Source organism: Pseudomonas sp. UC 17F4 (assembly GCF_900101695.1).
Taxonomy (GTDB): Bacteria; Pseudomonadota; Gammaproteobacteria; order Pseudomonadales; family Pseudomonadaceae; genus Aquipseudomonas.
Genome location: NZ_FNKV01000001.1, coordinates 2,143,635 through 2,168,828 on the forward strand (window position 1 = coordinate 2,143,635; position 25,194 = coordinate 2,168,828).

The following is a 25,194-nucleotide window of genomic DNA, read 5'->3' on the forward strand; positions in this document are numbered from 1 at the left end:
GAGGTAGACGATGACCGCCCAGACGCTCTACCTCGACGACCCCCTCTACCACTACCTGCAAAGCGTGTCGCTGCGCGAGACGCCGTTGCTCGCCCGTTTGCGTGAAGAAACCCAGGCCCTGGCCGAAGCACGCTGGCAGGTGGCACCGGAGCAAGGCCAGTTGCTGGCGCTGCTGGTGCGCCTGATCGGTGCCGAGCGGGTGATCGAGGTGGGTACTTTCACCGGCTACAGCGCTTTGTGCATGGCTCAGGCCATGGCGCACGGGCAGTTGCTCTGTTGCGACCTTGAAGGCAGCTACAACGCCGTGGCCTGGCGCTACTGGCAGGAGGCAGGGGTCGCCGAGCGCATCGAGCTGCGCCTGGCGCCGGCGTTGCAGACCCTGGCGACACTGCCATCAGCGCGCTACGACCTGATCTTCATCGATGCCGACAAGGCCAACTACCCGCACTATCTGGAAGAGGCCCTGCGACTGCTGCGAGTGGGCGGGCTGGTACTGTTCGACAACACCTTGTGGAGCGGGCGGGTGCTTGAGCAAAACCCGCACAGCGAAGACACCCGCGCCATTCAGGCCTTGAACCGCACGCTCAAGGACGACCCACGGGTGGACCTGTCGATGCTGCCGATTGGCGATGGCTTGACCCTCTGCCGCAAACGCTGAGCTCCCCCGGCTTACCGGGCCTTGCTCACCCGCCAGATCGTGTTCCCGACATCATCGGCTACCAGCAAGCCGCCGCGCTGATCATTGATCACCCCGACCGGCCGGCCCATGGCCTTGCCTTCATCATTGAGAAACCCGCTGAGCACGTCGATCGGCTTGCCCGCAGGTTTGCCGGCAGTGCTGAAGGGTACGAAGATCACCTTGTAGCCACTGTGCGGCTTGCGGTTCCACGAGCCATGCTGGCCAATGAACGCGCCTTGCTCGAACGGTGCCGGCAGCACCCCTGCTTCGGCGAAGGTCAGGCCCAGCGACGCCGTGTGCGGCCCCACCGCATAGTCCGGGGCAATGGCGCTGGCCACCAGGTTCGGATCAGACGGGTTGACCCGCTGATCAATGTGCTGGCCGTAATAGCTGTAGGGCCAGCCATAGAAGCCGCCATCCTTGACCGAGGTAATGTAGTCGGGCACCAGGTCGCTGCCGATCTCGTCACGCTCGTTGACCGCGGTCCACAGCTGTCCGGTGTGCGGCTCCCAGGCCAGGCCGTTGGGGTTGCGCAGGCCCGAGGCGAAGATCCGCGTCTGGCCGCTGGCCGGGTCGACTTCCCAGATCGCCGCGCGGCCTTTTTCCTGGTCCATGCCGTTCTCGCCGACATTGCTGTTGGAGCCGACGGTAACGTAAAGCTTCTTGCCGTCTCGGCTGGCGATCACGTTCTTGGTCCAGTGATGGTTCAGCGTGCCGCCCGGTAGTTCGGCCACGGCTGTACCTGGGCCCTTGATCGAAGTCGCGCCGGGTTCATAGTGAAAGCGCAGCAGGCGATCGGTGTCGGCAACGTAGAAATCATTGCCGACCAGGGCCATGCCGAACGGTGAATTGAGGTTCTCGATAAACGTCGTGCGGGTTTCCGCCACGCCGTCGTGGTCGCTGTCGCGCAGCAGGCTGATGCGGTTGGCGCTGGGCACGCCGGCGCCGGCGCGGTCCATGACCTTGCCCATCACCCAGCCGCGAATGCCCTTGCCGTCATCGGGCTTGGGCGGAGCATTGGTTTCAGCCACCAGGATGTCGCCGTTGGGCAGGGCATAGAGCCAGCGCGGGTGGTCCAGGCCTGCGGCGAAGGCCGCCACCTGGGTGCCGGGCGCGGCCTTGGGCGTCATGCCCTGGGGCCAGCCAATGGCGGGGGCGATGTTGACGGTGGGGATCAGGGTCTTGTTCGGTTCGGGCAATTGCGGCGACGGGCCGACCCCGTCGCTGACCTCAAGGCGGGCGTTCTCGCCGCAGCCGCTTAACCCCGCAGTCACTGCCAGCAGCAGTGCAATCGGCTTGATACCCATGTCGTTTCCCTCGCAATGATGGCCGCTATTGCCAGTAGAGGCACGCCAGGGGTGGGAGGTTCCCCGGGTCAGGCCTGCTTGAGCAACAGGGCGATGCCGGGGTGATACTGGCCGGCTTCGTTGTGCAGCTTGCGGTAGGCGTAGGGAAAGTACCAGGCGATGGCGCAGGCGTTATGCTTTTGCAGGTCGTCGACCAGGTCCTGCAGCTCTTCGGGGCTGGCGTGCTGGCCGGCTTTCCAGGGGCTGGCGAACAGCGCAGCGACTTTAAGCTGGCTGGGCGCGGCAATTTGCCGAGCAGCCTGGACGGTTTCGCCCAGGGCGTTATTCAGGTCGAGCTTGGCGATGCGTGGCCAGCGCTGGCTGGCCTGCAGGTAGGCGGCCTCTTCGCGGTTGGCGATGTACAGGTCGCAGCGGCCTTCGCGATCGCCGTCATCGCGCTGCTTCTTGCTCTGGTGCTGCTGCAGGGTCACCAGCTCGGCCTGCCAGGCGGCGGCCGAGAGCAGCCCGAGGTTGGCCTGGGCGCCGTGCCAATAGGGCGCCTCACCGTCACCGAGGGTCTGGTTGAAGCGGTCGATGCAATCGACCCAGCGTTCCAGGGCCGGGCGCAGGAACTCCAGGCGCGCATTATTGATGATCAGGCCTTGCATGCTGCTCTCCCTTATAGTTGTGATCGAGTACAGCCGAGGTATGGCTATTTGATATCACTGAAGTCAGTGTTGCACAAGATGACAAAGGCGCCATTGATCCAGGCCAGTGCAGCGCCTTTCATTGACGCTCCGGGTGCAACCCTCTAACCTTCGCGACTTGTTTCAGGTGCTCTGCAGGCGATGGCCTGGCAGGGTGAAACAGGGAAGCCGGTGGGCGCGTAAAACGCGCGAATCCGGCGCTGCCCCCGCAACGGTAGGTGAGTCAAGGCTGTGCAGGGCCACTGGGCATTCATGCCCGGGAAGGCGCGCAGCCCCGGGTGTCGATGGCCCCGCTCACAAGCCCGGAGACCGGCCTGTAACAGCCAACGGCATCACGGAGGGTGATGCGCGGTTCCTCCGGCCTGTGCCGCAGCCCTGCGCGTTTTCCGTCTGCCATATCCATTCATCTGTCACACCCGTTCCTTCGATACGCTGAGCAGCCGTCGGCTGCTGCGTTCGGTGAGATCGGCCGACAGTGGTTTGCGGAGAACCTCATGACTGAATCCACCGAGCGCGACGAACGCCACCTGGCGCGCATGCAGCGCAAAAAGGCCGTGATCGACGAGCGCATCGCCAACTCGCCCAACGAATGCGGCTTGCTGCTGGTACTTACCGGCAACGGCAAGGGCAAGAGCAGTTCGGCCTTCGGCATGCTCGCCCGGGCCATGGGCCACGGCATGCAGTGCGGCGTGGTGCAGTTCATCAAGGGCCGCAACAGCACTGGCGAAGAGCTGTTCTTCCGGCGCTTTCCCGAGCAGGTGCGCTACCACGTGATGGGCGAGGGCTTTACCTGGGAAACCCAGGACCGCCAGCGCGACATCGCTGCCGCCGAAGCTGCCTGGGCAGTGTCGCGGCAGATGCTCCAGGACCCGTCGATCGCCTTCGTGGTGCTTGATGAACTGAACATCGCCCTCAAGCACGGCTACCTCGACCTCGACCAGGTGCTCAGCGACCTGCAGGCGCGCCCGCCGATGCAGCACGTGATCGTTACCGGTCGCGCGGCCAAAGACGAAATGATCGAACTGGCCGACACCGTCACCGAAATGGGCATGATCAAGCACGCCTTCCAGGCCGGCATCCGCGCCCAGAAGGGCGTCGAACTATGAGTGATGCGCGGCATTGCCCGGCGGTATTGATCGCCGCCCCGGCCTCCGGCCAGGGCAAGACCACGGTGACCGCCGCACTGGCGCGCCTGCATCGCAACCAGGGGCGCAAGGTTCGCGTATTCAAGTGCGGCCCGGACTTTCTTGACCCGATGATCCTCGAGCGCGCCAGTGGTGCGCCGGTGTATCAGCTCGACCTGTGGATGGTCGGCGAGCAGGAAAGCCGCCGGCTATTGTGGGAGGCGGCGGGCGAGGCCGACCTGATCCTCATCGAAGGGGTCATGGGCCTGTTCGACGGCACGCCATCGAGCGCCGACCTGGCCCGGCATTTTGGCGTGCCGGTGCTGGCGGTGATCGATGGCACCGCCATGGCCCAGACCTTCGGCGCCCTGGCCCTGGGCCTGGCGCGCTATCAGCCGGACCTGCCGTTTGCCGGGGTGTTGGCCAACCGTGTCGGTACCCTGCGCCATGCCCAGTTGCTTGAAGGCAGCCTGACCGAGGGGCTGCGCTGGTACGGTGGGCTGTCGCGAGAAACCGGCATCGAATTGCCGAGCCGTCACCTGGGGCTGGTGCAAGCCAGTGAACTGAACGACCTTGATGCGCGGCTGGATGCTGCCGCAGCGGCCCTGGGCGCCAGTTGCGATGCGGCGTTGCCGCCAGCGGTGCGCTTTGCCGCGCCGACCGAGTTTGCCATCGAGCCGTTGCTGCAAGGCGTGCGCATTGCGGTTGCCCGCGACGAAGCCTTTGCCTTTACCTATGGCGCCAACCTCGACCTGCTGCGGGCCATGGGCGCGCAGCTGGCGTTTTTCTCGCCGCTGCATGACACAAGCTTGCCAGCCGCTGACAGCCTGTACCTGCCCGGCGGTTACCCCGAATTGCATCACCAGGCGCTGGCGGCCAACACACCGATGCTCGAGGCTATCCGCGCCCATCACCACGCCGGCAAGCCGTTGCTCGCCGAATGCGGCGGCATGCTCTACCTGCTCGATGCGCTCACCGATGTTGCCGGCGAGCGTGCCGAACTGCTCGGCCTGCTGGCAGGCGAGGCAGTGATGCAAAAGCGCCTGGCCGCCTTGGCCCTGCAGGCCGTAGAACTGCCTGAAGGCACCTTGCGCGGGCACACCTATCATCATTCGCTGACCCATACCGAGCTTGAGCCGGTTGCCCGCGGCCAGAGCCCCAACGGTGGTCGTGGTGCCGAGGCGGTGTACCGCCAGGGGCGCTTGACCGCCTCCTACGTGCATTTCTATTTTGCTTCCAACCCCCAGGCGTCGGCGGCGCTGCTGTGTCCATGACTGAACATGCTTTTACCGAGGCCGAACGTGCGGCGGTCTACCGCGCCATCGGCGAGCGTCGCGACATGCGTCACTTCAGTGGCGGCGAAGTCGCCCCCGAGTTGCTCGCGCGCCTGCTTGAGGCCGCGCACCAGGCGCCCAGCGTCGGGCTGATGCAGCCCTGGCGTTTCATCCGTATCACCCAGCGCGAACTGCGCCAGCGGATCCAGGCCCTGGTGGAAGAGGAGCGCCTGCGTACAGCGCAGGCGCTCGGCGAGCGCTCCGATGACTTCATGAAACTCAAGGTCGAAGGCATCAACGACTGCGCCGAGCTGCTGGTGGCGGCGCTGATGGATGGGCGCGAAGCGCACATTTTCGGCCGCCGGACCTTGCCGGAGATGGACCTGGCGTCGTTGTCCTGTGCGATCCAGAACCTGTGGCTGGCGGCCCGCGCCGAAGGTCTGGGCATGGGCTGGGTGTCGCTGTTCGAGCCCCGGGCCCTGGCCGAGCTGCTCGGCATGCCGGCCGGTGCCAAGCCGTTGGCAATCCTCTGCCTGGGCCCGGTTCACGAATTTTACCCGGCGCCGATGCTGGTGCTTGAAGGCTGGACCACAGCGCGGCCGCTGCACGACATGCTGTTTGAAAACCAGTGGGGGGAGTCTTGATGAGCGTGGCGTTGCTGACAGTGGCCGGGGTGGCGCTGGATGCGCTGCTGGGTGAGCCCAAGCGCCGGCATCCGCTGGTAGCCTTCGGGCGCCTGGCCGGGCGCCTGGAACAGCGCTTGAATGCCGGCGGCCGTGGCTGGCGCAGCCACGGCGTCAGCGCCTGGTTCCTGGCGGTGGTGCCGCTGACCTTCATCGCCATGCTGTTGTCCTGGCTGCCGTACATTGGCTGGCTGATTGAAGTTTTGGCGCTGTACTGCGCCCTCGGCCTGCGCAGCCTTGGCGAGCACGTAACGCCGGTGGCCGAAGCCCTGCGCCAGGGCGACCTGGAAAAAGCCCGCCAGCGCGTCGGTTATCTGGTCAGCCGCGAAACCCGCGAGCTGGACGAAACCGCCGTGGCCCGCGCCGCCACCGAGTCGGTGCTGGAGAACGGCAGCGATGCGGTGTTCGCCGCGCTGTTCTGGTTTGTCGTTGCCGGCGTACCGGGGGTGGTGCTCTATCGCCTGAGCAACACCCTCGACGCCATGTGGGGCTATCGTAATGAACGCTTCGAGCGTTTTGGCTGGGCTGCGGCGAAGATCGACGATGTGCTCAACTATATTCCGGCACGCTTGGTGGCGCTGACTTACGCGCTGCTGGGCAAGACCCGCCTGGCCCTGAGCTGCTGGCGGCGCCAGGCGCCGTTGTGGGACAGCCCCAATGCCGGGCCGGTGATGGCGGCCGGGGCCGGAGCCCTGGGCGTCGAGCTGGGCGGGCCGGCGGTGTATCACGGCGAGCTGCACGAGCGCCCGCAACTGGGCGAAGGCCCGCAGGCCGATGCCGACGCCATCGAACGCGGTTGGCGCCTGGTTTGCCAGGGCGTGTGGTTGTGGTTGCTGCTGTTGTGCCTGGGGGCTGAATTCTATGCTTGAACACGGTGGTCGCCTGCAACGCGCAGTGCAGCAATACGGCATCGCCCGCGAAGACTGGCTGGACCTGTCCAGCGGCATCGCCCCGTGGTCTTATTCCATCCCTGAGATTCCGCTGCGGGCCTGGGCGCGCTTGCCCGAAACCGAAGACGGCCTCGAGCAGGCGGCCCGTGATTACTATCAGGTCGAGCAACTGTTGCCAGTGGCCGGCTCCCAGGCGGCGATCCAGGCTTTGCCACGCCTGCGTCGCCCCGGCACGGTCGGGGTGCTGTCGCCGTGCTACGCCGAACACGCCGAAGGCTGGCGCCGCGCTGGGCACCGGGTGCGCGAGTTGCCGCTGGACCAGGTCGATTATTACCTCGACAGCCTCGACGTGCTGGTGGTGGTCAACCCCAACAACCCCACCGGGCAGCTGATTGCTGCCGAGCAACTGCTGGAATGGCATGGTCGCCTGGCCCGCCGTGGCGGCTGGCTGCTGGTTGATGAAGCGTTCATGGACAACACCCCGCAACACAGCATTGGCGCCCATGCCGAGCGCAGCGGGTTGATCGTGCTGCGCTCGTTCGGCAAGTTCTTCGGCTTGGCCGGCGTACGCCTGGGCTTTGTTCTGGCCGAGCGCCAGTTGTTGCAACTGCTCGCCGAACAGCTCGGGCCCTGGACCATCAGCGGCCCGACGCGGATCCTCGGCCAGGCCTGCCTGCTCGACGGCGCCGCCCATCAGCAGCAGATCATCCGCTGCGCCGCTGCCAGCCAGCGCCTGGCCGAGGTGCTCAGTGCGGCAGGTTTCGCCCCCAGCGGCAGCTGCGACCTGTTCCAGTACCTGGTCACCGAGCAGGCGCCGCGCCTGCATGAATTCATGGCCCGGCGCGGCATCCTCCTGCGCCTGTTCAGCCAGCCGCCGAGCCTGCGTTTCGGCCTGCCGGCCAGTGAACCGGACTTTCAGCGCCTGGCCCAGGCTTTCAGCGATTACCGCAAGGAACAAGCATGACCACCCTGATGGTGCAGGGCACCACCTCCGATGCCGGCAAAAGCACCCTGGTGACCGCGCTGTGCCGCTGGCTGTTGCGCCAGGGCATTGCCGTGGTGCCGTTCAAGCCGCAGAACATGGCGCTCAACAGTGCCGTGACCGCCGAGGGCGGCGAGATCGGCCGCGCCCAGGCGGTGCAGGCGCAGGCCGCGGGCCTGGCGCCCCACACCGACATGAACCCGGTGCTGCTCAAGCCCAACAGCGACACCGGCGCCCAGGTGATCGTCCATGGCCGCGCGGTCACCAGCATGAACGCCGTGGCCTATCACGACTACAAGGCCATCGCCATGCAGGCCGTGCTGGCTTCGCACCAGCGCCTGAGCGCGGCCTATCCGGTGGTGATGGTCGAAGGCGCCGGCTCGCCGGCTGAAATCAACCTGCGCGCCGGCGACATTGCCAACATGGGCTTTGCCGAGGCAGTCGACTGCCCGGTGATCCTGATTGCCGACATCAATCGGGGCGGGGTGTTTGCACACCTGGTCGGCACTTTGGAGCTGCTCTCGCCGAGTGAGCAGGCACGGGTCAAGGGCTTTGTCATCAACCGTTTTCGTGGCGATATCGCCTTGCTCCAGCCGGGCCTGGACTGGCTTGAAGAACGTACCGGCAAGCCAGTGCTGGGTGTGCTGCCCTATGTGCTGGACCTGCACCTGGAAGCCGAAGACGGTATCGACCAGCGCCAGGGCCTCAAGGCCGGGCGCCAGCTCAAGGTGATCGTGCCGGTGCTGCCGCGCATCAGCAACCACACCGATTTCGACCCGCTGCGCCTGCACCCGCAGGTCGATCTGCAGTTTATCGGCCCCGGTCAGCCGATTCCGCCCGCTGACCTGATCATTTTGCCTGGCTCCAAGAGCGTGCGCGGCGACCTGGCGCAATTGCGTGAGCGTGGTTGGGACCAGGCGATCAGTCGCCACCTGCGTTACGGCGGCAAGGTCCTGGGCATTTGCGGCGGGCTGCAGATGCTCGGCCAGCGGGTGGAAGACCCCTTGGGCCTGGAAGGCCCAGCAGGAGCCAGCGATGGCCTCGGTCTGCTGGATTTTGTCACCGTGCTCGAAGCCGAAAAGCAGCTGCGCAATGTCGCCGGCACCCTGCAGCTGGAGCAGGCGGCCATCAGCGGCTACGAGATTCATGCCGGGGTAACCCAGGGGCCGGCGCTGGAGCGCCCGGCAGTGTTGCTCGACGGCGGCCGCGCCGATGGCGCCATCAGCGCCGACGGGCAGATCCTCGCCACCTACCTGCATGGCCTGTTCGAGGCGCCGCATTGCTGCGCCGCGCTGTTGCGCTGGGCCGGGCTGCAGGAGGTCGAGCAGATCGACTACCACGCCCTGCGCGAACGCGACATCGAGCGCCTGGCCGACCTGGTCGAGCAGCACCTGGACACCGCGCGCCTGCGCCAACTCTGCGGACAGAACTGAAATGCTCAACCTGATCCTTGGCGGCGCCCGTTCGGGCAAGAGCCGCCTGGCCGAACAACTGGCGGTGCAGAGCGGCCTGGCGGTCACCTACGTCGCCACCAGCGAACCGCTCGACGGCGAGATGAATGCACGGGTGCAGTTGCACCGCGAGCGGCGTCCGGCCGAGTGGGGATTGATCGAAGAGCCGCTGGAGTTGGCGCGGGTGCTGCGTGCCACTGCCAGTGCCGAGCGCTGCCTGCTGGTCGATTGCCTGACCCTGTGGCTGACCAACCTGCTGATGCTCGACAACCCTGAGCGCCTGGCGGCCGAACGCACGGCGCTGCTCGAGTGCCTGGCAGCGTTGCCGGGCGAAATCATACTGGTCAGCAACGAAACCGGCCTGGGCGTAGTGCCCATGGGCGAGCTGACCCGCCGTTATGTCGATGAAGCAGGCGCGCTGCACCAGGCCATTGCCGAGCGCTGCCAGCGCGTGGTGCTGACTGTCGCCGGCTTGCCGCTTACCCTGAAAGGACCTGCACTATGAGTCAAACCTGGTGGCGTGAAGCCTGTCGAGCTGTCGACCCGATTGTTCGCGAACAGGCCCTGGCGCGGCAACAGCAACTGACCAAGCCGGCAGGCTCGCTGGGTCGCCTGGAGCAGCTGGCAGTGCAACTGGCCGGCTTGCAAGGCCAGCTCAAGCCGAGCGTCGAGCAGGTGTGGATCGCGATTTTTGCCGGCGATCACGGTGTGGTCGCCGAAGGTATCTCGGCTTACCCGCAGGCGGTGACCGGGCAGATGCTGCTCAATTTCGTCAGCGGCGGCGCTGCGATCAGCGTGCTGGCGCGGCAGCTGAATGCTCAACTGGAAGTGATCGACCTGGGTACCATCGACCTGGCCCTGGACCTGCCGGACGTGCGCCACCTGCGCGTCGGCCCGGGCACGGCCAACTTCGCTCGGGTACCGGCGATGACCTACGAACAAGGCCTGCAGGCTCTGCAAGGCGGGCGCGAGAGTGCCCTGCGCGCGGCCGCCAGCGGCGCCCGGTTGTTTATCGGCGGCGAGATGGGCATCGGTAACACCACCGCCGCCAGCGCCCTGGCCTGCGCCGTGCTCGGTTGTCCGGCCAGCGAGCTCAGTGGTCCGGGTACCGGCCTGGACGCCGCCGGTGTGCGGCACAAGGCCGAGGTCATCGAGCGCGCCTTGCTGCAGCATGCCAATCTTGGCGACGACCCGCTGCAGCGGCTGTTGTGTTTTGGTGGTTTCGAGATCGCCGCGCTGGTCGGCGCCTACCTGGGTTGCGCCCAGGCTGGTGTTGCGGTGCTGGTGGATGGGTTTATCTGCACCGTTGCCGCGCTGGTGGCGACGCGTATCAATCCGGGTTGCCGCGACTGGCTGCTGTTCGGTCATCGCGGCGCCGAGCCCGGTCATCGCCGGGTGCTCGCCGAACTCGACGCCGAGCCGCTGCTGGAGCTGGGCCTGCGCCTGGGCGAGGGCAGTGGTGCGGCACTGGCGGTGCCGCTGTTGCGCCTGGCCTGTGACCTGCACGGGCAGATGGCGACCTTCGCCGAAGCTGCGGTAGCGGACCGCCCGGCATGATCATCGACCTGCTGCGCCACGGAGAAACCGAACTGGGCGGCGGCCTGCGCGGTAGCCTCGACGATGCCCTGACTGACAATGGCTGGGCGCAGATGCGCGCGGCGGTGAGTGATGCCGGCCCTTGGGATGCATTGGTCAGCTCGCCATTGCAGCGCTGCGCACGCTTTGCCCAGGAGCTGGGCGCGCAGTTGAACCTGCCGCTGCAGCTGGCGCCGGGGCTGCAAGAGCTGCATTTCGGTGAGTGGGAAGGGCGCAGCGCGGCAGCGCTGATGCTCACCCATGAAGCCGAGCTCGGCCGGTTCTGGGCTGACCCTTATGCCTACACACCGCCAGGTGGCGAGCCGGTGGCGGATTTCTCCGTACGGGTGTTGCAGGCCATCAGCATCTTGCACCAGGCCCATGCCGGCCAGCAGTTGCTGCTGGTCACCCACGGTGGCGTCATGCGCCTGTTGCTGGCCCGCGCCCGTGGCCTGCCGCGTGAACAGCTGCTGCAGGTCGAAGTGGCCCATGGTGCCTTGTGCCGCCTGGAACTGCTGGCCGACGGCAGCCTGCGCGAGGTGTGCTGAGATGCTGGGGTTCTGGATCGCCCTGCAGTTTCTCAGCAGCTTGCCGGTGCGCCTGCCGGGCATGCCGGCGCCGGAACAAATGGGCCGCTCATTGCTGTTTTACCCGCTGGTAGGGCTGTTGTTCGGGGTGGTGCTCTGGGGGTTGAACGCGCTGCTGGCCGGTAGCCCGGTGCTGTTGCACGCCGCCTTGCTGCTCAGCGCCTGGGTGCTGCTCAGCGGCGCCTTGCACCTGGACGGCCTGGCCGACAGCGCCGATGCCTGGCTCGGCGGTTTCGGCGACCGCGAACGTACCTTGCTGATCATGAAAGACCCGCGCAGCGGGCCGATTGCCGTGGTCACCCTGGTGCTGGTGCTGCTGCTCAAGTTCTGCGCCTTGCTGGCGTTGATCGAGCGCGGTGACGGGCTGCTGCTGGTGCTCGCACCGCTGATCGGCCGCGCGGGGTTACTGGGCTTGTTCCTGTGCACGCCCTATGTGCGCAGCGGCGGGCTCGGCCAGGCGCTTGCCGATCATTTGCCGCGTCGGGCGGGCCAGCTGGTGATGCTCGTCAGTGCGTTGGCCTGTGTGCTGCTGGCAGGGTTCAAGGGTATAGGGGGGCTGCTGGTTGCCGCCATCGTCTTCGCCTGGCTGCGCCACGTGATGGTGCGCCGTCTGGGTGGCACCACCGGTGATACCGCCGGGGCCCTGCTCGAGCTGCTGGAGCTGGCGGTATTGCTCGCTTTGGTGCTGTGAGCGGCGAATAAAAGCTTGCAGTTGCCAAAGTGCGGGTATATACACGCATTATGTTGACCAGCGAATGCATCTGCACCCACCTGCGTCGCGCCGCCCGTGGGGTGAGCCGACACTACGACGAGGCCCTCGAAGGCTTCGGGATCAATGTCGCGCAGTTTTCCCTGTTGCGTCATTTACGCCGCCTGGATCAACCGAGTATTTCCACGCTGGCCGAGGCCATGGGCCTGGACCGCAGCACCTTGGGGCGCAACCTGCGGGTACTGGAAGCCGAGGGCCTGGTGGCCCTGGCCGAAGGGCAGGACTTGCGCAACCGTATCGTGTTGCTGACCGAGCAGGGCCGGGCACGCCTGCAAGCGGCGGAGCCGGCCTGGGAGCAAGCGCAAAGCGGCTTGATCGAGACCCTCGGCGAAGGTCAGCGTGACGAACTGGTGCGCCTGCTGGAGCTGTTGGCCTGAGCTTTTTACGAGTATAAGCGGGTATATACCCGCATAACCTTGCGGCACTGGAGACAACAAAAATGACATCAGTATGGCGAACCAGTGGGTGGATTCTGCTTGGCGCGGCGCTGATCCTGGCCTTGTCGCTGGGCGTGCGGCACGGCTTTGGCCTGTTCCTGGCGCCGATGAGCGCCGACTTTGGCTGGGGGCGCGGCGTGTTTGCCTTTGCCATTGCCTTGCAGAACCTGATCTGGGGCCTGGCCCAGCCGTTTGCCGGAGCCCTGGCCGATCGCCTCGGTGCTGCCAAGGTGGTGATGGTCGGCGGTATTCTTTATGCCGCCGGCCTTGTGCTGATGGGCATGTCCGACTCGGCCCTGACCCTGTCGCTCAGTGCCGGTTTGTTGATCGGTATCGGCCTGTCGGGCACCTCGTTTTCGGTGATCCTCGGCGTGGTTGGCCGTGCCGTGCCGCCAGAAAAACGCAGCATGGCCATGGGCATTGCCAGCGCCGCCGGCTCCTTCGGCCAGTTCGCCATGCTGCCGGGTACGCTCGGCCTGATCGGCTGGCTGGGCTGGTCGGCGGCCTTGCTGGTGCTGGGTTTGCTGGTGGCCTTTATCGTGCCGCTGGTAGGGCTGCTGCGTGATCGTCCGCTGCCCAGTCAGGGCAATGACCAGACCCTCGGCCAGGCCCTGCGCGAAGCCTGCTCGCACTCCGGTTTCTGGCTGCTGGCCCTGGGCTTTTTCGTCTGTGGTTTCCAGGTGGTGTTCATCGGCGTGCACCTGCCGGCCTACCTGGTCGACCAGCACCTGCCGGCGACCATCGGCACCACAGTGCTGGCGCTGGTCGGGCTGTTCAATATCGTCGGCACCTACACCGCCGGCTGGCTGGGTGGGCGCATGTCCAAGCCGCGGCTGCTGACCGCGCTGTACCTGCTGCGCGCGGTAGTCATCGTGTTGTTCCTGTGGGCGCCAATCAGCCAGTTCAGCGCCTACCTGTTCGGCATTGCCATGGGCCTGCTGTGGCTGTCGACCGTACCCTTGACCAACGGCACCGTGGCCACCCTGTTTGGTGTGCGCAATTTGTCGATGCTCGGCGGTATCGTCTTCCTGTTCCACCAGTTGGGGGCATTTCTGGGCGGCTGGCTGGGCGGGGTGGTGTATGACCGCACCGGCAACTACGATTTGGTCTGGCAAATTTCCATCCTCCTCAGCCTGCTCGCCGCAGCGCTGAACTGGCCAGTACGCGAACGCCCGGTAGCGCGCTTGCAGGCGCAGGCAGCATGAAACGGGTCGCCATTGGCAGCGTGCTCGGCCTCGCCGCGCTATTGCTGCTGGCACTGGCCTGGTGGGGCTGGCATGAGGGCGGCCTGGCGTTGATGCAGTTGGGCATGGGCGTGTGCTAGGAGTACTCTGAATACTTCGGGAACGTTCGAGGGAGAGAGACGATGCGCGCACGCTGGATGTTGGTTCCGTTGTTGACCTTGGCCGCTGCGGCCAATGCCCTGGCCGCCGATTGCCCGGCGCTGCTCAAGGGCTCGTTGCCGGAGCTGCGCGGCAAGGAGCAGATCGACCTGTGCCAGCGCTTTGCCGGCAAGCCTTTGGTGGTGGTCAATACCGCCAGCTATTGCGGCTTTGCCCCGCAGTTCGAAGGGCTTGAAAGCGTCTACAAGGAGTACCACGAACAGGGCCTGGAAATGCTCGGGGTGCCGTCCAACGACTTCAAGCAGGAAGACGCCGATGCCGAGAAAACCGCCAAGGTCTGCTACGCCAACTATGGCGTGACCTTCACCATGACCCAGGCCCGGCCCGTGCGTGGCGACGATGCCACGCCGCTGTTCAAGGAACTGGCCGCGCAGAGCAGTGCGCCGAAGTGGAATTTCTACAAGTACGTGGTTGATCGCCAGGGCAAGGTTGTGGCCAATTTCACCAGCCTGACCAAGCCGGACGACCCGGCGTTCAAGGCGGCGATTGAAAAGGCCATTGCTTCCCGGCCCTGAGCGGCGTCAGTGGCTCGGGTGCACGGTCCAGGCCACCAGCTTGAGCACGATCGGGCGCACCACCAGCACACAGGCAAAGGCTACTGGCATGGCCAGTTGATAGGCTTTGAGCACGTTGCCCAGGTACTGCTCGTTGATGCCTGCGTTGGCGGCGGTAATCACGAAGCACATCAACAGGGCCATGATTGCCGACATGTAGAAGGCAAACACGTAGGGGGTGGCGCGAACGCCGAGTTTGCGCCGGCCGCGGGCGCTGGTCTGGAAGGTCATGCTGACTCCTTCTGGTGGGTGAGGGGGCAGCCTAGCAAGGGGGCGTTGGACTGCGGTAGACGAGCTGGACTTAGGTCTTTATAAAGAAGATCTTACGAATGCCTGGATGCTGTCATGAACCTGCTCGGTTCGATCAAGAGTTTCATCAAGGTGGTCGAGGCCGGCAGCATCGCCGGTGGCGCTCGCAGCCTGGGCTTGAGTGCCGCCGCAGTGAGCCAGAATATCGCCCGCCTGGAAGCCCACCTGCAGGTGCGCCTGCTGGCGCGTACCACGCGCAGTATGGTGCTGACGCCCAGTGGCAGCCTGTATTACGACAAGGTCAAGCACATCGAGCGCGACCTCGAGCAGGCCCAGCAGGCGGTCACCGCCCCGGACTGCGAGCCCAAGGGGCGCTTGTGCATCGCTTCGTCGTCGGCCTTTGGCCGCCATGTACTGGCGCCGCTGATTCCGGCCTTCAGTGCACGCTACCCGCAGCTTTCAATTGAATTGGTTACGAATGATCGGCGGGTCAACCACGCCCAGGAAGGCGTTGATGTCAGTATCCGCATCCAGCCACAACTCGAAGACGGCCTGCTGGCCCGGCACATTGCCCGGGTGCCGTTCATTTGTTGCGCTTCCCCGGGCTATCTGGCGGCGGCCGGTTGGCCGCAATCGCCCGAGCAGCTCAAGGAACACCGCTGCCTGGTGTTCCGCTACCCGGTGGACGGGCGCTTTTTGCGCTGGGGCTTTATCCGCGAGGGGCTGCGTTTTGATGCCGAGTTCGACAAGGTGCTGATCAGCGATGACATCGACGTACTGACGCAGATGGCGGTGCGCGATGGCGGTATCGCTCGCCTGGCCGAGTTCGTCGCCCGCCCTTTGCTCGAGCGCGGCCAGCTGGTGGCGTTGTTCGAGTATTCGCAGCCGGCACGGGCCTACGCCCAGACCGAACCGATGGATGTCTACCTGTGCGTGGCCGACCGTTTCGCCTTGAGCCCCAAGGTGCGGGCGTTCATGGAGTACCTCCAGCTGGAAGTCGGGCACGCCTGGCCGATTGCTCAGGCATAAAAAAACCGCCGATGACGGCGGTTTTTCGTTGCGGCGCTGTTATCAGAAGCGATAGGTCAGCGACGCGCCAATACCGTGAGCGCTGTTTTCGTACTTGGCGTTGTACGAACCCTTGGTCGGGCTGGCCAGGTTGACCTTGGTGTCTTCTTCCCACAGGTAGGAGTACGCCACGTCGATGGTCATGTCGTCGGTTGGGCTGTAGCCGGCGCCCAGGCTGAAGATCTTGCGATCGCCAGTCGGGATGCGTGGCGAACGGTCGTGGTTGTTGGTCGGCGACTGGTCGACGGTGAAGCCGGTACGCAGTACCCACTCCTTGTTCAGCTTGTAGGACGCGCCGATGGCGTGGGCCCAGGTGTCGTGCCAGTTCTGCTCTTCGCTGATGGTGCCGAACTGGCCGGCCAGCGGGGCAGGAACCTTGTTGGTGACGGTGATGGCTTCCAGGCGGCTCCAGCGGGTCCAGGTGCTACCAGCATAGATAGTCCACTGGTCATCCAGCTCGTGGGTAACCGAGAAGTCGACCGATTCAGGGGTCTTGATCTTCAGTTCAGCGTCGAACTTGCTGCCGCTGAACGGGCCGATCAGGGCGTTGTTGATCTTGGTGTTGCCTTCGAGCTTGTAGTCGACCATCGAGTGGTAGGTCAGGCCCAGGCGGGTCTTGTCGGTGGCCTGGACCAGCACGCCGATGTTGTAGCCGACAGCAGTGTCGTCACCCTTGATTTTCACTTCGCCATCGTTGAAACCCGGGGTGCGCGGGTTGAGGGTGTTGGCGCTGAGCTCACCCTTGATCTTGTTGATGGTCGGGCCGAAACCGATCGACACCTTGTCGTTGAAGGCGTAGCTGATGGTTGGCTGGAAGGTGACCACTTCAACGTGGCTTTTCTTGCCCCAGTAACGGCTGGCGGCAGTGCTCTCGTAATCGGTGACCAGGCCGAACGGCGCGTAGACACCGAAACCGACGGTCCAGTGATCATCCAGAGGCTTGACGTAGTAGCCCATGGGCACGCCGACGAACGGCACCATGTCGCCGTCGGTGGTGCCACCTGGGCGCCCGCCGCCGGAAATATCGGACTTGGCGATGACGGCTGCGCCGCCAACGGTGATCTGCTCGCGTTTCAGGCGCGACATACCGGCAGGGTTGCCGAATACGGTGCTGGCATCATCGGCAGAAGAAGAACGACCCGCGAAACCTGTGCCCATGCCACTGACGCTTTGTTCGTTGAGGGCAAAGCCGCTGGCGAACAGTTGAGTCGAGGCGAGAGTGACGGCGAGGCTGAGAGAGGTTTTGAGCATTACTTTTTTCATTATTAGAACTCCTTGGGATCTCCGGGGCGAAAATTACCATCAGTTCGCCCGCAGCGCTATAGGCTGTATCGCAGGAGATAGAGCGGTTTTGTAGGACAATCCGACCAAAATGGCGGGAATTTTCCGATTATGGAAAGCAGTGACTCTCAGCAGGCCTGAAGAGTCACAGGGGCGATGCAGGTTTGCCAGGCGCAGGTGAAATCGCGCAGGCGCCCCTGAGGCTGGAAGGTTTGTCGCCAGATACGTGCAAGCCCGAGCAGATCGTCGGCGGCGGGCAGTTCGGGGGCTTGTTCTTCGATCAGCATCCAGGCGATGGCGGTGGCATAGCGCAGGTTTACGGTCAGTTCCAGGTGCGGGCCGCTGAGGAAGGCATGCTGGCTGGCAAGGCCACGGACCAGGCTGGCGAGATCCGGGTCGCGGGCCAGGAACTGGTCCCAGAGGCTTTGGTGGCGCAGTTCGCCAATGCGGTACAGGCCGTGGCCGCGGCGGTCGTGCAATGCTGAGCCGAGTGCTGACTGGCTGGCGGCGACGCCGAGCAGCAGGGCTTCGGCGCTGGCGCAGTGGCGACCCAGGTAGATCAGGGTCGGACGAATGACAAACTGGCTCAACTCGCTCGCGGCGATACCCATGATGCCCTCGAACTTGAAATTGGCCGGCGGACGCTGGAGCTTGGCAGCTGGAGAGTCGGTCAGGCCCGCCGGAAGCGGCCTTTGCCGCTTGAGTTGAAGTGTAGTGTCATATTCGCGCTGTAAAGGCCTGTTTTTAAAACATTTGCGGCTTTTAGTTATAAATCATATGCCGTGCGGCAATTAGTGATTGCTGGGCGCCAGGCATAAAAAAGCCCCGCCAGAGGGCGGGGCTTGAGCGTTTGCAGCGTCGTGCGGATCAGGCCACCAGGGCCTGACGGGTGCGCTCGATAACGGCCTGCAGCGGCTCGGCTTCGGAGTATTGCTCCGGGTACAGGCGCTCGCTGTGCCGGGCAATGCCGTGCTCGTTGACCAGGGTGAAGCTGAAGCCGCCTTTGCGCGACGCCAGGATCAAGCAGTTCAGAGGGGCAAATGCCTGGGAAAGGGTGCGAATGGCAGCCTGAGTATGAGTAGAGTGATTCATAGTTATTAGATGTTCCTGCAATAGACACGGTTTCGATCCGTGCACATATAAAACGTTCCAGTAACGCGAGCATTTAAGCCGGTGCGAAGAACCTGACTGGAACAGGGCAGCCAGTTTTGGGCGCATTTATCATGTGGCGCTGGGGCTGACTGGTAGGTACGTCAGAGGACAGGCAACAGCCAGGGTCGGGTTCAATGCCGCTGGGTGAAGATCCTGATCAATCTGCAGGTTGGTTCGGTCAGAGTAAGAAGTGATTTACCTGGGGAACCATCGAGTGGGCCGGTCCTGGTTTCAACAGGCCTGTCCGATGTGAGGGGGCAGGGCACTGTAAGGACTGCTTTGGCCAGAATTGACTTTCAGCTTGGTACTAACGGCGGCAAGACTACCGCAGTTTTTCGTTGCTGGCAAGCTTTTTGGCTTTTCGTCTGGCGAGCCGATCAGTATGTCGCGTTCCAGGCTGTCTGTGAAGGGCTAATTCGCCGGCTTTGCAGTGCAACAAGGCAGGGAACGTGCCAATTTCGTGCAGGGAAATGCCTCGCTAAAGGGCGGTTGTGCACACTTGGGGCAGCCCTTGTTACAGCGCTGCAACAAGGCGGCAAGTGGCCGCCAATGACTTGGCCGTTGCCTTAAGTCAATGAAAAAAAACACTTATTTTAGCTGGTGAAAAAATCGACAGTTTGACTGAAAGCCCCATTCCATAGGGGTTTGCGGGGAGGTTTAGGGGGTTGTCCACCGAGTTATCCACAGCTTCTGTGGATTGTCCCGAGCGCTTGCTCTAGGACGGGCGTGCCAGCTTTTTGGCCGGTGTCCGACAATCCTTCGACAGTCTTCCGTCAGGGACAAAATACCCGTCCTGACGTCAAGAAAAAAACACTGAAATATTTTGAAAAAAGTGCAGAAAAGCACCGGGCCATTGTCAGAAAAATGGAGTAGAGTGGCGCGCCTCTCGAGTTGCCTCCGCTGTTTTTTATGAAGTTTCGCTCCAAAAACCTCGTTGCCCCCACTGCCCAGTCGCCTCTGCCCGAGCCCAAGCGCTTCTCCTTGAAAGTGGCCTTGTGGTTGCTCGACAGCCCGCGCCTGGGTGACAACCCCAACGTCAAGCACTTTGCCGGGCGCTTGCTCAAGCAGCCAGCGCGCCAGGGCGTGGTGGTGGCCCAGAGCCGCCTGGGGCAGATGCTCTGCCGTGATTGTGGCAATGCCCGCGACCGCCGGATCGGCCACGAACTGCTGCGCCAGGCAGCGCGCGCCGGTGATCGCCGGGCCCAGCTCGAGTACGGCCGGCTGTGCGCCTTGGGGCAACTGAACGAACCCGCCCAGGGCCGCTACTGGCTCGAACAGGCCGCTGCCCAGGGTTCGCAGGAGGCCTTGCGCCTGCTCAGGCAATTGCCTGAAGCCTGAATGCGGCGCGTGCGCCCAAGGCTGATAAGCTGAGCCGTTGATCGTTGGCCGAGGGAGATCGGGGTGGCTATGGCAGTGGATCTGACCAGCATTGTGCTGGGTATTGTGGTGGCGGCCGTGCCGTCGCTGGCGCTGGTGCTGCAGGTGCAACGGCGCCTGAGTGCGCGGCAGGCCGACGCGGCCTTGCTTGAGGAGCGCCTGAGCAGTGTGCAGCTGGCTCAGGAAGGCTTGCTCGCCCAGCTCGATGCCAGCCGCGACGAAATCAGCGACCTGAGCCAGGCCAATGCCGCCAAGCAGGCGACGCTGGCCGCTCAGGCCCGTGAGCTTGAATTGCTGCAGATCGATCGCGACGAAGCGCGCGATGCCGCCCATGCCTGGCAGCTCGAACGCGCCAGCCGCGAAGCCGAATTGCGTCGCCTGGACGCCCAGAGCGCAGCCCTGAGCGCCGAGCTGCGCGAACAGCAGGAAAGCCATCAGCAACGCCTCGACGACCTGCAGGGCTCGCGTGACGAGCTGCGGGCGCAGTTCGCCGAAATGGCCACGAAGATTTTCGATGAGCGCGAACAGCGCTTCGCCCAGACCAGCCAGCAGCACCTGGGGCAGTTGCTCGACCCGCTCAAGGAGCGCATCCAGGCCTTTGAAAAGCGCGTCGAAGACAGCTATCAGCAAGAGGCCCGCGAGCGCTTCTCGCTGGCCAAGGAGCTTGAACGCCTGCAGCAGCTCAACCTGCGCCTGAGCGATGAGGCCACCAACCTGACCCAGGCGCTCAAGGGCCAGAAGACCCAGGGCAACTGGGGCGAGCTGATTCTGGAGCGGGTGCTGGAGCACGCCGGGCTTGAGAAGGGCCGCGAGTACCAGACCCAGGTCAGCCTCAAGAGCGCCGACGGTGAGCGCTTTCAGCCCGACGTGCTGATCATGCTGCCGGGCGACAAACAGGTGGTGGTCGACTCCAAGGTCAGCCTCACCGCCTACCAGCAGTACGTTGGCGCCGACGACAGCGAGATTGCCCAGGCCGCGCTCAAGCAACACGTGCTATCGCTGCGCAACCATGTCAAAGGCTTGTCCGGCAAGGACTACAACCGCCTCGAAGGCCTGCACAGCCTGGATTTCGTCCTGCTCTTCGTGCCTATCGAGGCGGCGTTTTCGGCCGCCTTGCAGGCAGAGCCGAACCTGTTCCAGGAAGCCTTCGACCGCCAGATCGTGATCGTCAGCCCGACCACCTTGCTGGCCACCTTGCGGGTTATCGACAGCCTCTGGAAGCAGGAGCGCCAGAGCCAGAACGCCCGGGAGATCGCCGAGCGTGCCGGTTGGCTGTACGACAAGTTCGTGCTGTTCATCCAGGACCTGGACGAGCTTGGCAGCCGCCTGCAGCAGGTCGACAAAGCCTATAGCGCGGCGCGCAACAAGCTCTGCGAAGGGCGCGGCAACCTGATCAGCCGCAGCGAACAGCTCAAGCTGCTCGGTGCCCGGGCCAGCAAGAGCCTGCCGGCCGACCTGCTCGAGCGCGCCATGAGCGAAGGCGACCCGCTGGCTGCCAGCGCCCTTACTGGACCAGGCTCAGATGCCGATTGAGCAGGGCGCGCAAGGCCGCCGGCTTGACCGGCTTGGCCAGGTAGTCGAGCCCTGCGGCATGCACCTGGGCGACCATCTCGCTGCGCCCGTCAGCGCTGATCACCACGCCGGGGACCGGCTCGCCCAGGCGTGTGCGTAACCAGGCCATCAGCTCGGTGCCGACCTCGCCGTCGTCAAGGTGGTAGTCCACCAGCGCCAGGTGCGGGCGCAGGCCGCTTGCCAGCAAGGCTTCACACTCGGCGCGATTGCGCGCGATGGATACCTGGCAGCCCCAGCGGCTGAGCAGGCTGTTCATGCCGATGAGGATGCTGTCTTCGTTGTCGACGCACAGCACCTGCAGGCCTGCCAATGGCTGCCCGGCCTGTTCGGCAGGGCTGGCCACCGGGGCCGCCGGCGCCGTGGCCAGCGGCACGCTGACGCGGAACACGCTGCCCTTGCCCGGCCACGACTGCACCTCAAGCGGATGGCCAAGCACCTTGCACAGGCCATCGGCGATCGCCAGGCCCAGGCCCAGGCCTTTTTCCGCGCGGGTCTGGTGGCTGTCCAGGCGTTTGAATTCCTCGAAGATCACCTGCAGCTTGTCGTCGGCGATGCCGCTGCCACGGTCCCAGACCTCCAGCCACAAGCGCCCCTGCTGGCGGCGCACGCCGAGCAGAATCGGGCTTTTGCCATAGCGGAAGGCGTTGGTGAGGAAGTTCTGCAGAATCCGGCGCAGCAGTTTCATGTCGCTCTGCACCCGCAGGCGGCTGCCGCGCAGGCGGAAATCCAGGCCTTGCTGCTGGGCCAGAACCTTGAATTCAGCGCCGAGGGTGTCGAACAGTTCGTTGAGGGCGAAGGGTTTGACGTCCGGGGTGATCTTGCCGTTTTCCAGGCGCGAGATGTCCAGCAGGTCGCTGATCAGCTCTTCGGCCGAACGCAGCGAGCTGTCCATGTGCTGGACCAGTTGCTGGGCATCGGCCGACAGGCCATCGCCCTGATGCGACAGCGCCGCCGAGAACAGCCGCGCGGCGTTCAGCGGCTGCATCAGGTCGTGGCTGACCGCTGCGAGGAAGCGGGTCTTGGACTGGTTGGCGGCCTCGGCGTGGCTCTTGGCTTCGCTCAGTGCCTGGTTCAGTTGCGACAGCTCGTGGGTGCGTTCGGCGACCCGTTGCTCAAGGCTTTCGTTGGCGCCCTTGAGCGCCTGTTCGGCTTCGCGGAACGGGGTGATGTCGGTAAAGCTCATGACAAAGCCGCCGCCGGGCATCGGGTTGCCGATCAGCTCGATCACCCGGCCGTTGGGGAACAAGCGCTCGGAGGTATGCGCACGGCCCTGGCGCATCCAGTGCAGGCGCCTGGCCACGTGCACCTGGGCCTCGCCCGGGCCGCACAGGCCGCGCTCGGCGTTGTAGCGGATAATGTCGGCAATCGGCCGGCCGACGCTGATCAGCCCGTCGGGGTAGTTGAACAGCTCCAGGTAGCGGCGGTTCCAGGCCACCAGGCGCAGCGACTGGTCGACCACGCTGATGCCCTGGCTGATGTTCTCGATTGCCCCTTGCAGCAGGGCGCGGTTGAACTGCAGCACTTCCGAGGCTTCGTCAGCGATGCGCACCACGTCCTCAAGCTGCATGTCGCGGCCTTCGATCGCGGCCTTGACCACTGCGCGGGTCGAGGAGGTGCCGAGCACGCCGGCGAGCAGGCGCTCGGTGTGTTCGATCCATTCGCCGTCGGCATTCTGGTTGGGGTTGAAACCCTTGCCCTGGCGATAGGCAAAACGGATGAAACTCTGCCGCGCGCGCTCTTCACCCACAAAGCGCGCAGCCAGGTGCAGCAGGTCGTCGATCTGCACCGCCAGCAGCGACCGGCTGCTGGGGCGGGCGCTGGTCTGCTGGCCGATGAAACGCCCGGCCTGCCAGTGCTCGGACACCCGTGTGCGCGAGAGGATCGACACCCAGGCGAACAGGGTGAAGTTACCCGCCAGCGACAGCACCACGCCTTGGGTCAGCGGCGTGATCGGCAGGTTCAGCGGGTTGCCATGCAGCCAGGCCAGGCCCGGGAACAGCTCCAGCGACCAGCCCAGGCTATGGGCGGCAATCGGCAGCACCAGGGTGTAGAACCACAGGAACACCCCGGCGGCCAGGCCCGCGAACACCCCGCGGCGGTTGGCCTGCTTCCAGTACAGGGCGCCAAGCATGGCCGGGGTCAGCTGGGTCACGGCGGCAAACGCCACCTGGCCGATGGTCGCAAGGCTTGCGGTAGAGCCGAGCAGGCGGTAGCTGACATAGGCCAGCAAAAGGATGACGACGATGGTCACCCGGCGTACCGAGAGCATCCAGTGGCGGAAGGCTTCGAACGGTCGCTCGGCGTTGTTGCGCCGCAGCAGCCAGGGCAGCAGCATGTCGTTGGAAACCATGGTCGACAGCGCCACGGCCTCGACGATGACCATGCCGGTGGCCGCCGACGCGCCGCCGATAAAGGCCAGCAGGGCCAGCGCCGGATGCGCCTCGGCCAGCGGCAGGCTGATCACGAAGGAGTCGGGCAGCACCGAGTCGGGCAGCAGCATCTGCCCGGCCAGAGCGATTGGTACCACGAACAGCGCGGCGAGGATCAGGTACATCGGGAACACCCAGCGCGCCAGGCGCAGGTCCTGGGGTTCGATGTTCTCCACCACGGTGACGTGGAACTGGCGCGGCAGGCAGATGATCGCCATCATCGCCACGCCGGTCTGCACGATCATCGACGGCCAGTTGATGGTTTCGTTCCAGAAGCCTTCCAGGCGTGGCGCCAGTTGCGCCTTGCTGAACAGGTCTTCGAAACCGTTGAACAGGCCGAAGGTGACGAAGGCGCCGACGGCGAGGAACGCCAGCAGCTTGACCAGCGATTCGAAGGCAATCGCCAGGACCATGCCGCGGTGGTGTTCGGTGACGTCCAGGCTACGGGTACCGAAGACAATCGAAAACAGTGCCAGCACCAGCGACACCACCAGCGCGGTGTCCTGCACACGGCTGCCAGTAGCATCGGCGCCTGCGCCGATCAGCAGGTTGACGCCAAGCACGATGCCCTTGAGCTGCAAGGCTATGTACGGCAGCACGCCGATCAGGCAGATCAGCGCCACCACCACCGCCAGGCTCTGGGATTTACCGTAGCGGGCGGCGATGAAGTCGGCGATCGAGGTGATGTTTTCCTGTTTGCTGATCAGCACCATCTTCTGCAGCACCCAGGGCGCGAACAGCAGCAGTAGCACAGGGCCCAGGTAGATCGGCAGGAACGCCCAGAGTTGTTCGGCGGCCTGGCCGACGGCGCCGAAGAAGGTCCAGCTGGTGCAGTACACCGCCAGCGACAGGCTGTACACCCAGGCACGCAGGCGCGGCGGCAGCGGTGTGCTGCGGCGGTCGCCGTAAAAGGCGATGGCGAACATGATGGCCATATAGGCCAGGGCGACCACGGCGATCAGCCCACTGGACAGCGACATGACAACTCCGAAACAAAAGGGTGATTCAGCCTGACAGCGAACCTCGATCAATCAGTCTGGCACGCCGCAAAGGCTTCGTCAGCGCCGACGATGGTCGCAGTGGCAGAGCGTCGCAGGGCCTTAGCCGGGCAAGGCCAGGTCAAGCAGGCTGTAGAGCTGTTCCAGGGTCGGCGGGGCTTCGGCGAACAAGGTGCGGTAGACGGTCGGTGCGACCAGCAGATCCAGCAGGCGTTCGATGTCTGGCAGGGCCTCGCCGCGCGCCTGGGCGCGGTCGAGGATGACCTGCAGTTGCCCGCGCAGGATGTTGGTGCAGTAACCCGGGCAGGCGCTGCTGAGCACGTCGCGCATCAGGTTGCGGCCTGGTTCGGAGGTGATTTCGTCGAGGTACTGTTCGGTCCAGGCGCGCAGGTCGGTACGCAGCTCGCCGGTGTCCAGCGGCGCCACGTCAGGCAGCACGCGTTCGACGGCGACATCGGCGAGCAGGGCGGCCAATTCGCCCCAGCGCCTATAGATAGTTGACGGGGTGACGCCGGCGCGAGCGGCAATTTGCGGCACGGTCAGGCTCGCGCGGTCCTGCTCCTTGAGCAGTTCGCGTACCGCCGCATGTACCGATGCCTGCACACGGGCGCTGCGCCCACCCGTGCGGATACCTTCTTTAATCGCCATCGGTCGACCTTAACACAAA

Annotated in this window: 26 protein-coding genes and 1 riboswitch; of the genes, 18 read left to right on the forward strand and 8 right to left on the reverse strand. The window is 64.8% G+C overall.

The genetic code is table 11. The annotated features are described in order from the left end of the window. Positions 1 to 10 precede the first annotated feature (10 nt). Positions 11 to 658, forward strand: coding sequence for an O-methyltransferase (locus BLR26_RS09935; RefSeq protein WP_093380307.1), 648 nt, complete (start codon positions 11 to 13; stop codon positions 656 to 658). 11 nt (positions 659 to 669) lie between these two features. Here the strand turns inward: BLR26_RS09935 and BLR26_RS09940 are convergent, their stop codons facing one another. After that, positions 670 to 1,986, reverse strand: a complete 1,317-nt coding sequence (locus BLR26_RS09940; protein WP_045195552.1) for a PQQ-dependent sugar dehydrogenase — start codon at positions 1,984 to 1,986, stop codon at positions 670 to 672. A 68-nt stretch (positions 1,987 to 2,054) separates the two neighbouring features. Further along, the gene (locus BLR26_RS09945) at positions 2,055 to 2,633 is read right to left on the reverse strand and encodes a hypothetical protein (protein WP_045195550.1); all 579 of its coding nucleotides are present in this window, start codon (positions 2,631 to 2,633) and stop codon (positions 2,055 to 2,057) included. Between the two features lie 147 nt (positions 2,634 to 2,780). Then, positions 2,781 to 3,005, forward strand: a riboswitch (cobalamin riboswitch). A gap of 161 nt (positions 3,006 to 3,166) precedes the next feature. Here BLR26_RS09945 and cobO point away from each other — a divergent pair. The 14 genes from cobO (at position 3,167) to BLR26_RS10010 (ending at position 14,362) form a co-directional block, all read left to right on the forward strand. After that, positions 3,167 to 3,778, forward strand: coding sequence for a cob(I)yrinic acid a,c-diamide adenosyltransferase (cobO, locus tag BLR26_RS09950; protein WP_010220352.1), 612 nt, complete (start codon positions 3,167 to 3,169; stop codon positions 3,776 to 3,778). Next, positions 3,775 to 5,070, forward strand: a complete 1,296-nt coding sequence (locus tag BLR26_RS09955) for a cobyrinic acid a,c-diamide synthase CobB (protein ID WP_093380310.1) — start codon at positions 3,775 to 3,777, stop codon at positions 5,068 to 5,070. Before cobO ends, BLR26_RS09955 begins: the two co-directional genes overlap by 4 nt. Further along, positions 5,061 to 5,714 carry a 5,6-dimethylbenzimidazole synthase gene (gene bluB / locus BLR26_RS09960; protein WP_176794226.1) on the forward strand — a complete coding sequence of 218 codons (654 nt, stop codon included), beginning with the start codon at positions 5,061 to 5,063 and terminating at the stop codon, positions 5,712 to 5,714. The genes BLR26_RS09955 and bluB overlap by 10 nt, the downstream gene beginning before the upstream one ends. Further along, entirely contained in the window at positions 5,714 to 6,622 is a 909-nt protein-coding gene (gene cbiB, locus BLR26_RS09965) for an adenosylcobinamide-phosphate synthase CbiB (RefSeq protein WP_045195541.1), read from the forward strand. The genes bluB and cbiB overlap by 1 nt, the downstream gene beginning before the upstream one ends. Then, positions 6,615 to 7,607: a threonine-phosphate decarboxylase CobD gene (cobD, locus tag BLR26_RS09970; RefSeq protein ID WP_093380313.1), complete on the forward strand. Its 993-nt coding sequence runs from the start codon at positions 6,615 to 6,617 to the stop codon at positions 7,605 to 7,607. The genes cbiB and cobD overlap by 8 nt, the downstream gene beginning before the upstream one ends. Beyond that, entirely contained in the window at positions 7,604 to 9,058 is a 1,455-nt protein-coding gene (locus BLR26_RS09975; protein WP_093380316.1) for a cobyric acid synthase, read from the forward strand. Before cobD ends, BLR26_RS09975 begins: the two co-directional genes overlap by 4 nt. A 1-nt stretch (position 9,059) precedes the next feature. Further along, the gene (cobU, locus tag BLR26_RS09980; protein WP_093380319.1) at positions 9,060 to 9,581 is read left to right on the forward strand and encodes a bifunctional adenosylcobinamide kinase/adenosylcobinamide-phosphate guanylyltransferase; all 522 of its coding nucleotides are present in this window, start codon (positions 9,060 to 9,062) and stop codon (positions 9,579 to 9,581) included. Further along, the gene (cobT, locus tag BLR26_RS09985; protein WP_093380322.1) at positions 9,578 to 10,633 is read left to right on the forward strand and encodes a nicotinate-nucleotide--dimethylbenzimidazole phosphoribosyltransferase; all 1,056 of its coding nucleotides are present in this window, start codon (positions 9,578 to 9,580) and stop codon (positions 10,631 to 10,633) included. The genes cobU and cobT overlap by 4 nt, the downstream gene beginning before the upstream one ends. Beyond that, complete coding sequence (cobC, locus tag BLR26_RS09990; RefSeq protein ID WP_093380324.1) at positions 10,630 to 11,199, forward strand: alpha-ribazole phosphatase family protein; 570 nt, start codon at positions 10,630 to 10,632, stop codon at positions 11,197 to 11,199. Before cobT ends, cobC begins: the two co-directional genes overlap by 4 nt. Position 11,200: 1 nt before the next feature. Further along, positions 11,201 to 11,929, forward strand: coding sequence for an adenosylcobinamide-GDP ribazoletransferase (locus BLR26_RS09995; protein ID WP_093380326.1), 729 nt, complete (start codon positions 11,201 to 11,203; stop codon positions 11,927 to 11,929). A 50-nt stretch (positions 11,930 to 11,979) separates the two neighbouring features. Continuing rightward, positions 11,980 to 12,384: a MarR family winged helix-turn-helix transcriptional regulator gene (locus BLR26_RS10000; protein ID WP_045195528.1), complete on the forward strand. Its 405-nt coding sequence runs from the start codon at positions 11,980 to 11,982 to the stop codon at positions 12,382 to 12,384. Between the two features lie 62 nt (positions 12,385 to 12,446). Further along, positions 12,447 to 13,649, forward strand: coding sequence for an MFS transporter (locus tag BLR26_RS10005; RefSeq protein ID WP_045195526.1), 1,203 nt, complete (start codon positions 12,447 to 12,449; stop codon positions 13,647 to 13,649). Further along, entirely contained in the window at positions 13,646 to 13,768 is a 123-nt protein-coding gene (locus BLR26_RS27455) for a hypothetical protein (RefSeq protein WP_256326709.1), read from the forward strand. The genes BLR26_RS10005 and BLR26_RS27455 overlap by 4 nt, the downstream gene beginning before the upstream one ends. A 42-nt stretch (positions 13,769 to 13,810) precedes the next feature. Further along, positions 13,811 to 14,362, forward strand: coding sequence for a glutathione peroxidase (locus BLR26_RS10010; protein ID WP_093380328.1), 552 nt, complete (start codon positions 13,811 to 13,813; stop codon positions 14,360 to 14,362). Between the two features lie 6 nt (positions 14,363 to 14,368). On the opposite strand, the gene BLR26_RS10015 is transcribed toward BLR26_RS10010, so the two are convergent. Next, entirely contained in the window at positions 14,369 to 14,632 is a 264-nt protein-coding gene (locus tag BLR26_RS10015) for a DUF2798 domain-containing protein (RefSeq protein ID WP_093380331.1), read from the reverse strand. A gap of 114 nt (positions 14,633 to 14,746) precedes the next feature. Here BLR26_RS10015 and BLR26_RS10020 point away from each other — a divergent pair, with 114 nt between their 5' ends. Then, the gene (locus BLR26_RS10020; protein WP_045195520.1) at positions 14,747 to 15,679 is read left to right on the forward strand and encodes a LysR family transcriptional regulator; all 933 of its coding nucleotides are present in this window, start codon (positions 14,747 to 14,749) and stop codon (positions 15,677 to 15,679) included. 42 nt (positions 15,680 to 15,721) lie between these two features. Here BLR26_RS10020 and BLR26_RS10025 read toward each other — a convergent pair whose 3' ends face one another. From BLR26_RS10025 to BLR26_RS10035, 3 genes are all read right to left on the reverse strand, one after another. Then, the gene (locus tag BLR26_RS10025) at positions 15,722 to 16,981 is read right to left on the reverse strand and encodes an OmpP1/FadL family transporter (protein ID WP_045195518.1); all 1,260 of its coding nucleotides are present in this window, start codon (positions 16,979 to 16,981) and stop codon (positions 15,722 to 15,724) included. Positions 16,982 to 17,127: 146 nt separating this feature from the next. Next, positions 17,128 to 17,610 (reverse strand): hypothetical protein, encoded by a 483-nt coding sequence (locus BLR26_RS10030; RefSeq protein WP_045195516.1) that lies wholly within the window; start codon positions 17,608 to 17,610, stop codon positions 17,128 to 17,130. A gap of 256 nt (positions 17,611 to 17,866) precedes the next feature. Continuing rightward, positions 17,867 to 18,091: a hypothetical protein gene (locus BLR26_RS10035; RefSeq protein WP_045195514.1), complete on the reverse strand. Its 225-nt coding sequence runs from the start codon at positions 18,089 to 18,091 to the stop codon at positions 17,867 to 17,869. A 969-nt stretch (positions 18,092 to 19,060) separates the two neighbouring features. Here BLR26_RS10035 and BLR26_RS10040 point away from each other — a divergent pair. Further along, the gene (locus BLR26_RS10040) at positions 19,061 to 19,489 is read left to right on the forward strand and encodes a tetratricopeptide repeat protein (RefSeq protein ID WP_093387352.1); all 429 of its coding nucleotides are present in this window, start codon (positions 19,061 to 19,063) and stop codon (positions 19,487 to 19,489) included. 183 nt (positions 19,490 to 19,672) lie between these two features. After that, positions 19,673 to 21,061 carry a DNA recombination protein RmuC gene (rmuC, locus tag BLR26_RS10045; protein WP_176794326.1) on the forward strand — a complete coding sequence of 463 codons (1,389 nt, stop codon included), beginning with the start codon at positions 19,673 to 19,675 and terminating at the stop codon, positions 21,059 to 21,061. Here the strand turns inward: rmuC and BLR26_RS10050 are convergent. Beyond that, positions 21,033 to 24,509, reverse strand: coding sequence for a PAS domain-containing hybrid sensor histidine kinase/response regulator (locus tag BLR26_RS10050; RefSeq protein WP_093380333.1), 3,477 nt, complete (start codon positions 24,507 to 24,509; stop codon positions 21,033 to 21,035). The genes rmuC and BLR26_RS10050 overlap by 29 nt on opposite strands. Before the next feature lie 120 nt (positions 24,510 to 24,629). Continuing rightward, positions 24,630 to 25,175 (reverse strand): TetR/AcrR family transcriptional regulator, encoded by a 546-nt coding sequence (locus BLR26_RS10055; RefSeq protein ID WP_093380335.1) that lies wholly within the window; start codon positions 25,173 to 25,175, stop codon positions 24,630 to 24,632. Positions 25,176 to 25,194 lie beyond the last annotated feature (19 nt).

Bases quoted from the DNA above. Each gene is read 5' to 3' on its own strand.
- BLR26_RS09935 (WP_093380307.1), top strand. From the start codon at position 11: ATGACCGCCCAGACGCTCTACCTCGACGACCCCCTCTACCACTACCTG.
- BLR26_RS09940 (WP_045195552.1), bottom strand. From the start codon at position 1,986: ATGGGTATCAAGCCGATTGCACTGCTGCTGGCAGTGACTGCGGGGTTA.
- BLR26_RS09945 (WP_045195550.1), bottom strand. From the start codon at position 2,633: ATGCAAGGCCTGATCATCAATAATGCGCGCCTGGAGTTCCTGCGCCCG.
- cobO (WP_010220352.1), top strand. From the start codon at position 3,167: ATGACTGAATCCACCGAGCGCGACGAACGCCACCTGGCGCGCATGCAG.
- BLR26_RS09955 (WP_093380310.1), top strand. From the start codon at position 3,775: ATGAGTGATGCGCGGCATTGCCCGGCGGTATTGATCGCCGCCCCGGCC.
- cbiB (WP_045195541.1), top strand. From the start codon at position 5,714: ATGAGCGTGGCGTTGCTGACAGTGGCCGGGGTGGCGCTGGATGCGCTG.
- cobD (WP_093380313.1), top strand. From the start codon at position 6,615: ATGCTTGAACACGGTGGTCGCCTGCAACGCGCAGTGCAGCAATACGGC.
- BLR26_RS09975 (WP_093380316.1), top strand. From the start codon at position 7,604: ATGACCACCCTGATGGTGCAGGGCACCACCTCCGATGCCGGCAAAAGC.
- cobU (WP_093380319.1), top strand. From the start codon at position 9,060: ATGCTCAACCTGATCCTTGGCGGCGCCCGTTCGGGCAAGAGCCGCCTG.
- cobT (WP_093380322.1), top strand. From the start codon at position 9,578: ATGAGTCAAACCTGGTGGCGTGAAGCCTGTCGAGCTGTCGACCCGATT.
- cobC (WP_093380324.1), top strand. From the start codon at position 10,630: ATGATCATCGACCTGCTGCGCCACGGAGAAACCGAACTGGGCGGCGGC.
- BLR26_RS09995 (WP_093380326.1), top strand. From the start codon at position 11,201: ATGCTGGGGTTCTGGATCGCCCTGCAGTTTCTCAGCAGCTTGCCGGTG.
- BLR26_RS10000 (WP_045195528.1), top strand. From the start codon at position 11,980: ATGTTGACCAGCGAATGCATCTGCACCCACCTGCGTCGCGCCGCCCGT.
- BLR26_RS10005 (WP_045195526.1), top strand. From the start codon at position 12,447: ATGACATCAGTATGGCGAACCAGTGGGTGGATTCTGCTTGGCGCGGCG.
- BLR26_RS27455 (WP_256326709.1), top strand. From the start codon at position 13,646: ATGAAACGGGTCGCCATTGGCAGCGTGCTCGGCCTCGCCGCGCTATTG.
- BLR26_RS10010 (WP_093380328.1), top strand. From the start codon at position 13,811: ATGCGCGCACGCTGGATGTTGGTTCCGTTGTTGACCTTGGCCGCTGCG.
- BLR26_RS10015 (WP_093380331.1), bottom strand. From the start codon at position 14,632: ATGACCTTCCAGACCAGCGCCCGCGGCCGGCGCAAACTCGGCGTTCGC.
- BLR26_RS10020 (WP_045195520.1), top strand. From the start codon at position 14,747: ATGAACCTGCTCGGTTCGATCAAGAGTTTCATCAAGGTGGTCGAGGCC.
- BLR26_RS10025 (WP_045195518.1), bottom strand. From the start codon at position 16,981: ATGAAAAAAGTAATGCTCAAAACCTCTCTCAGCCTCGCCGTCACTCTC.
- BLR26_RS10030 (WP_045195516.1), bottom strand. From the start codon at position 17,610: ATGGGTATCGCCGCGAGCGAGTTGAGCCAGTTTGTCATTCGTCCGACC.
- BLR26_RS10035 (WP_045195514.1), bottom strand. From the start codon at position 18,091: ATGAATCACTCTACTCATACTCAGGCTGCCATTCGCACCCTTTCCCAG.
- BLR26_RS10040 (WP_093387352.1), top strand. From the start codon at position 19,061: ATGAAGTTTCGCTCCAAAAACCTCGTTGCCCCCACTGCCCAGTCGCCT.
- BLR26_RS10050 (WP_093380333.1), bottom strand. From the start codon at position 24,509: ATGTCGCTGTCCAGTGGGCTGATCGCCGTGGTCGCCCTGGCCTATATG.
- BLR26_RS10055 (WP_093380335.1), bottom strand. From the start codon at position 25,175: ATGGCGATTAAAGAAGGTATCCGCACGGGTGGGCGCAGCGCCCGTGTG.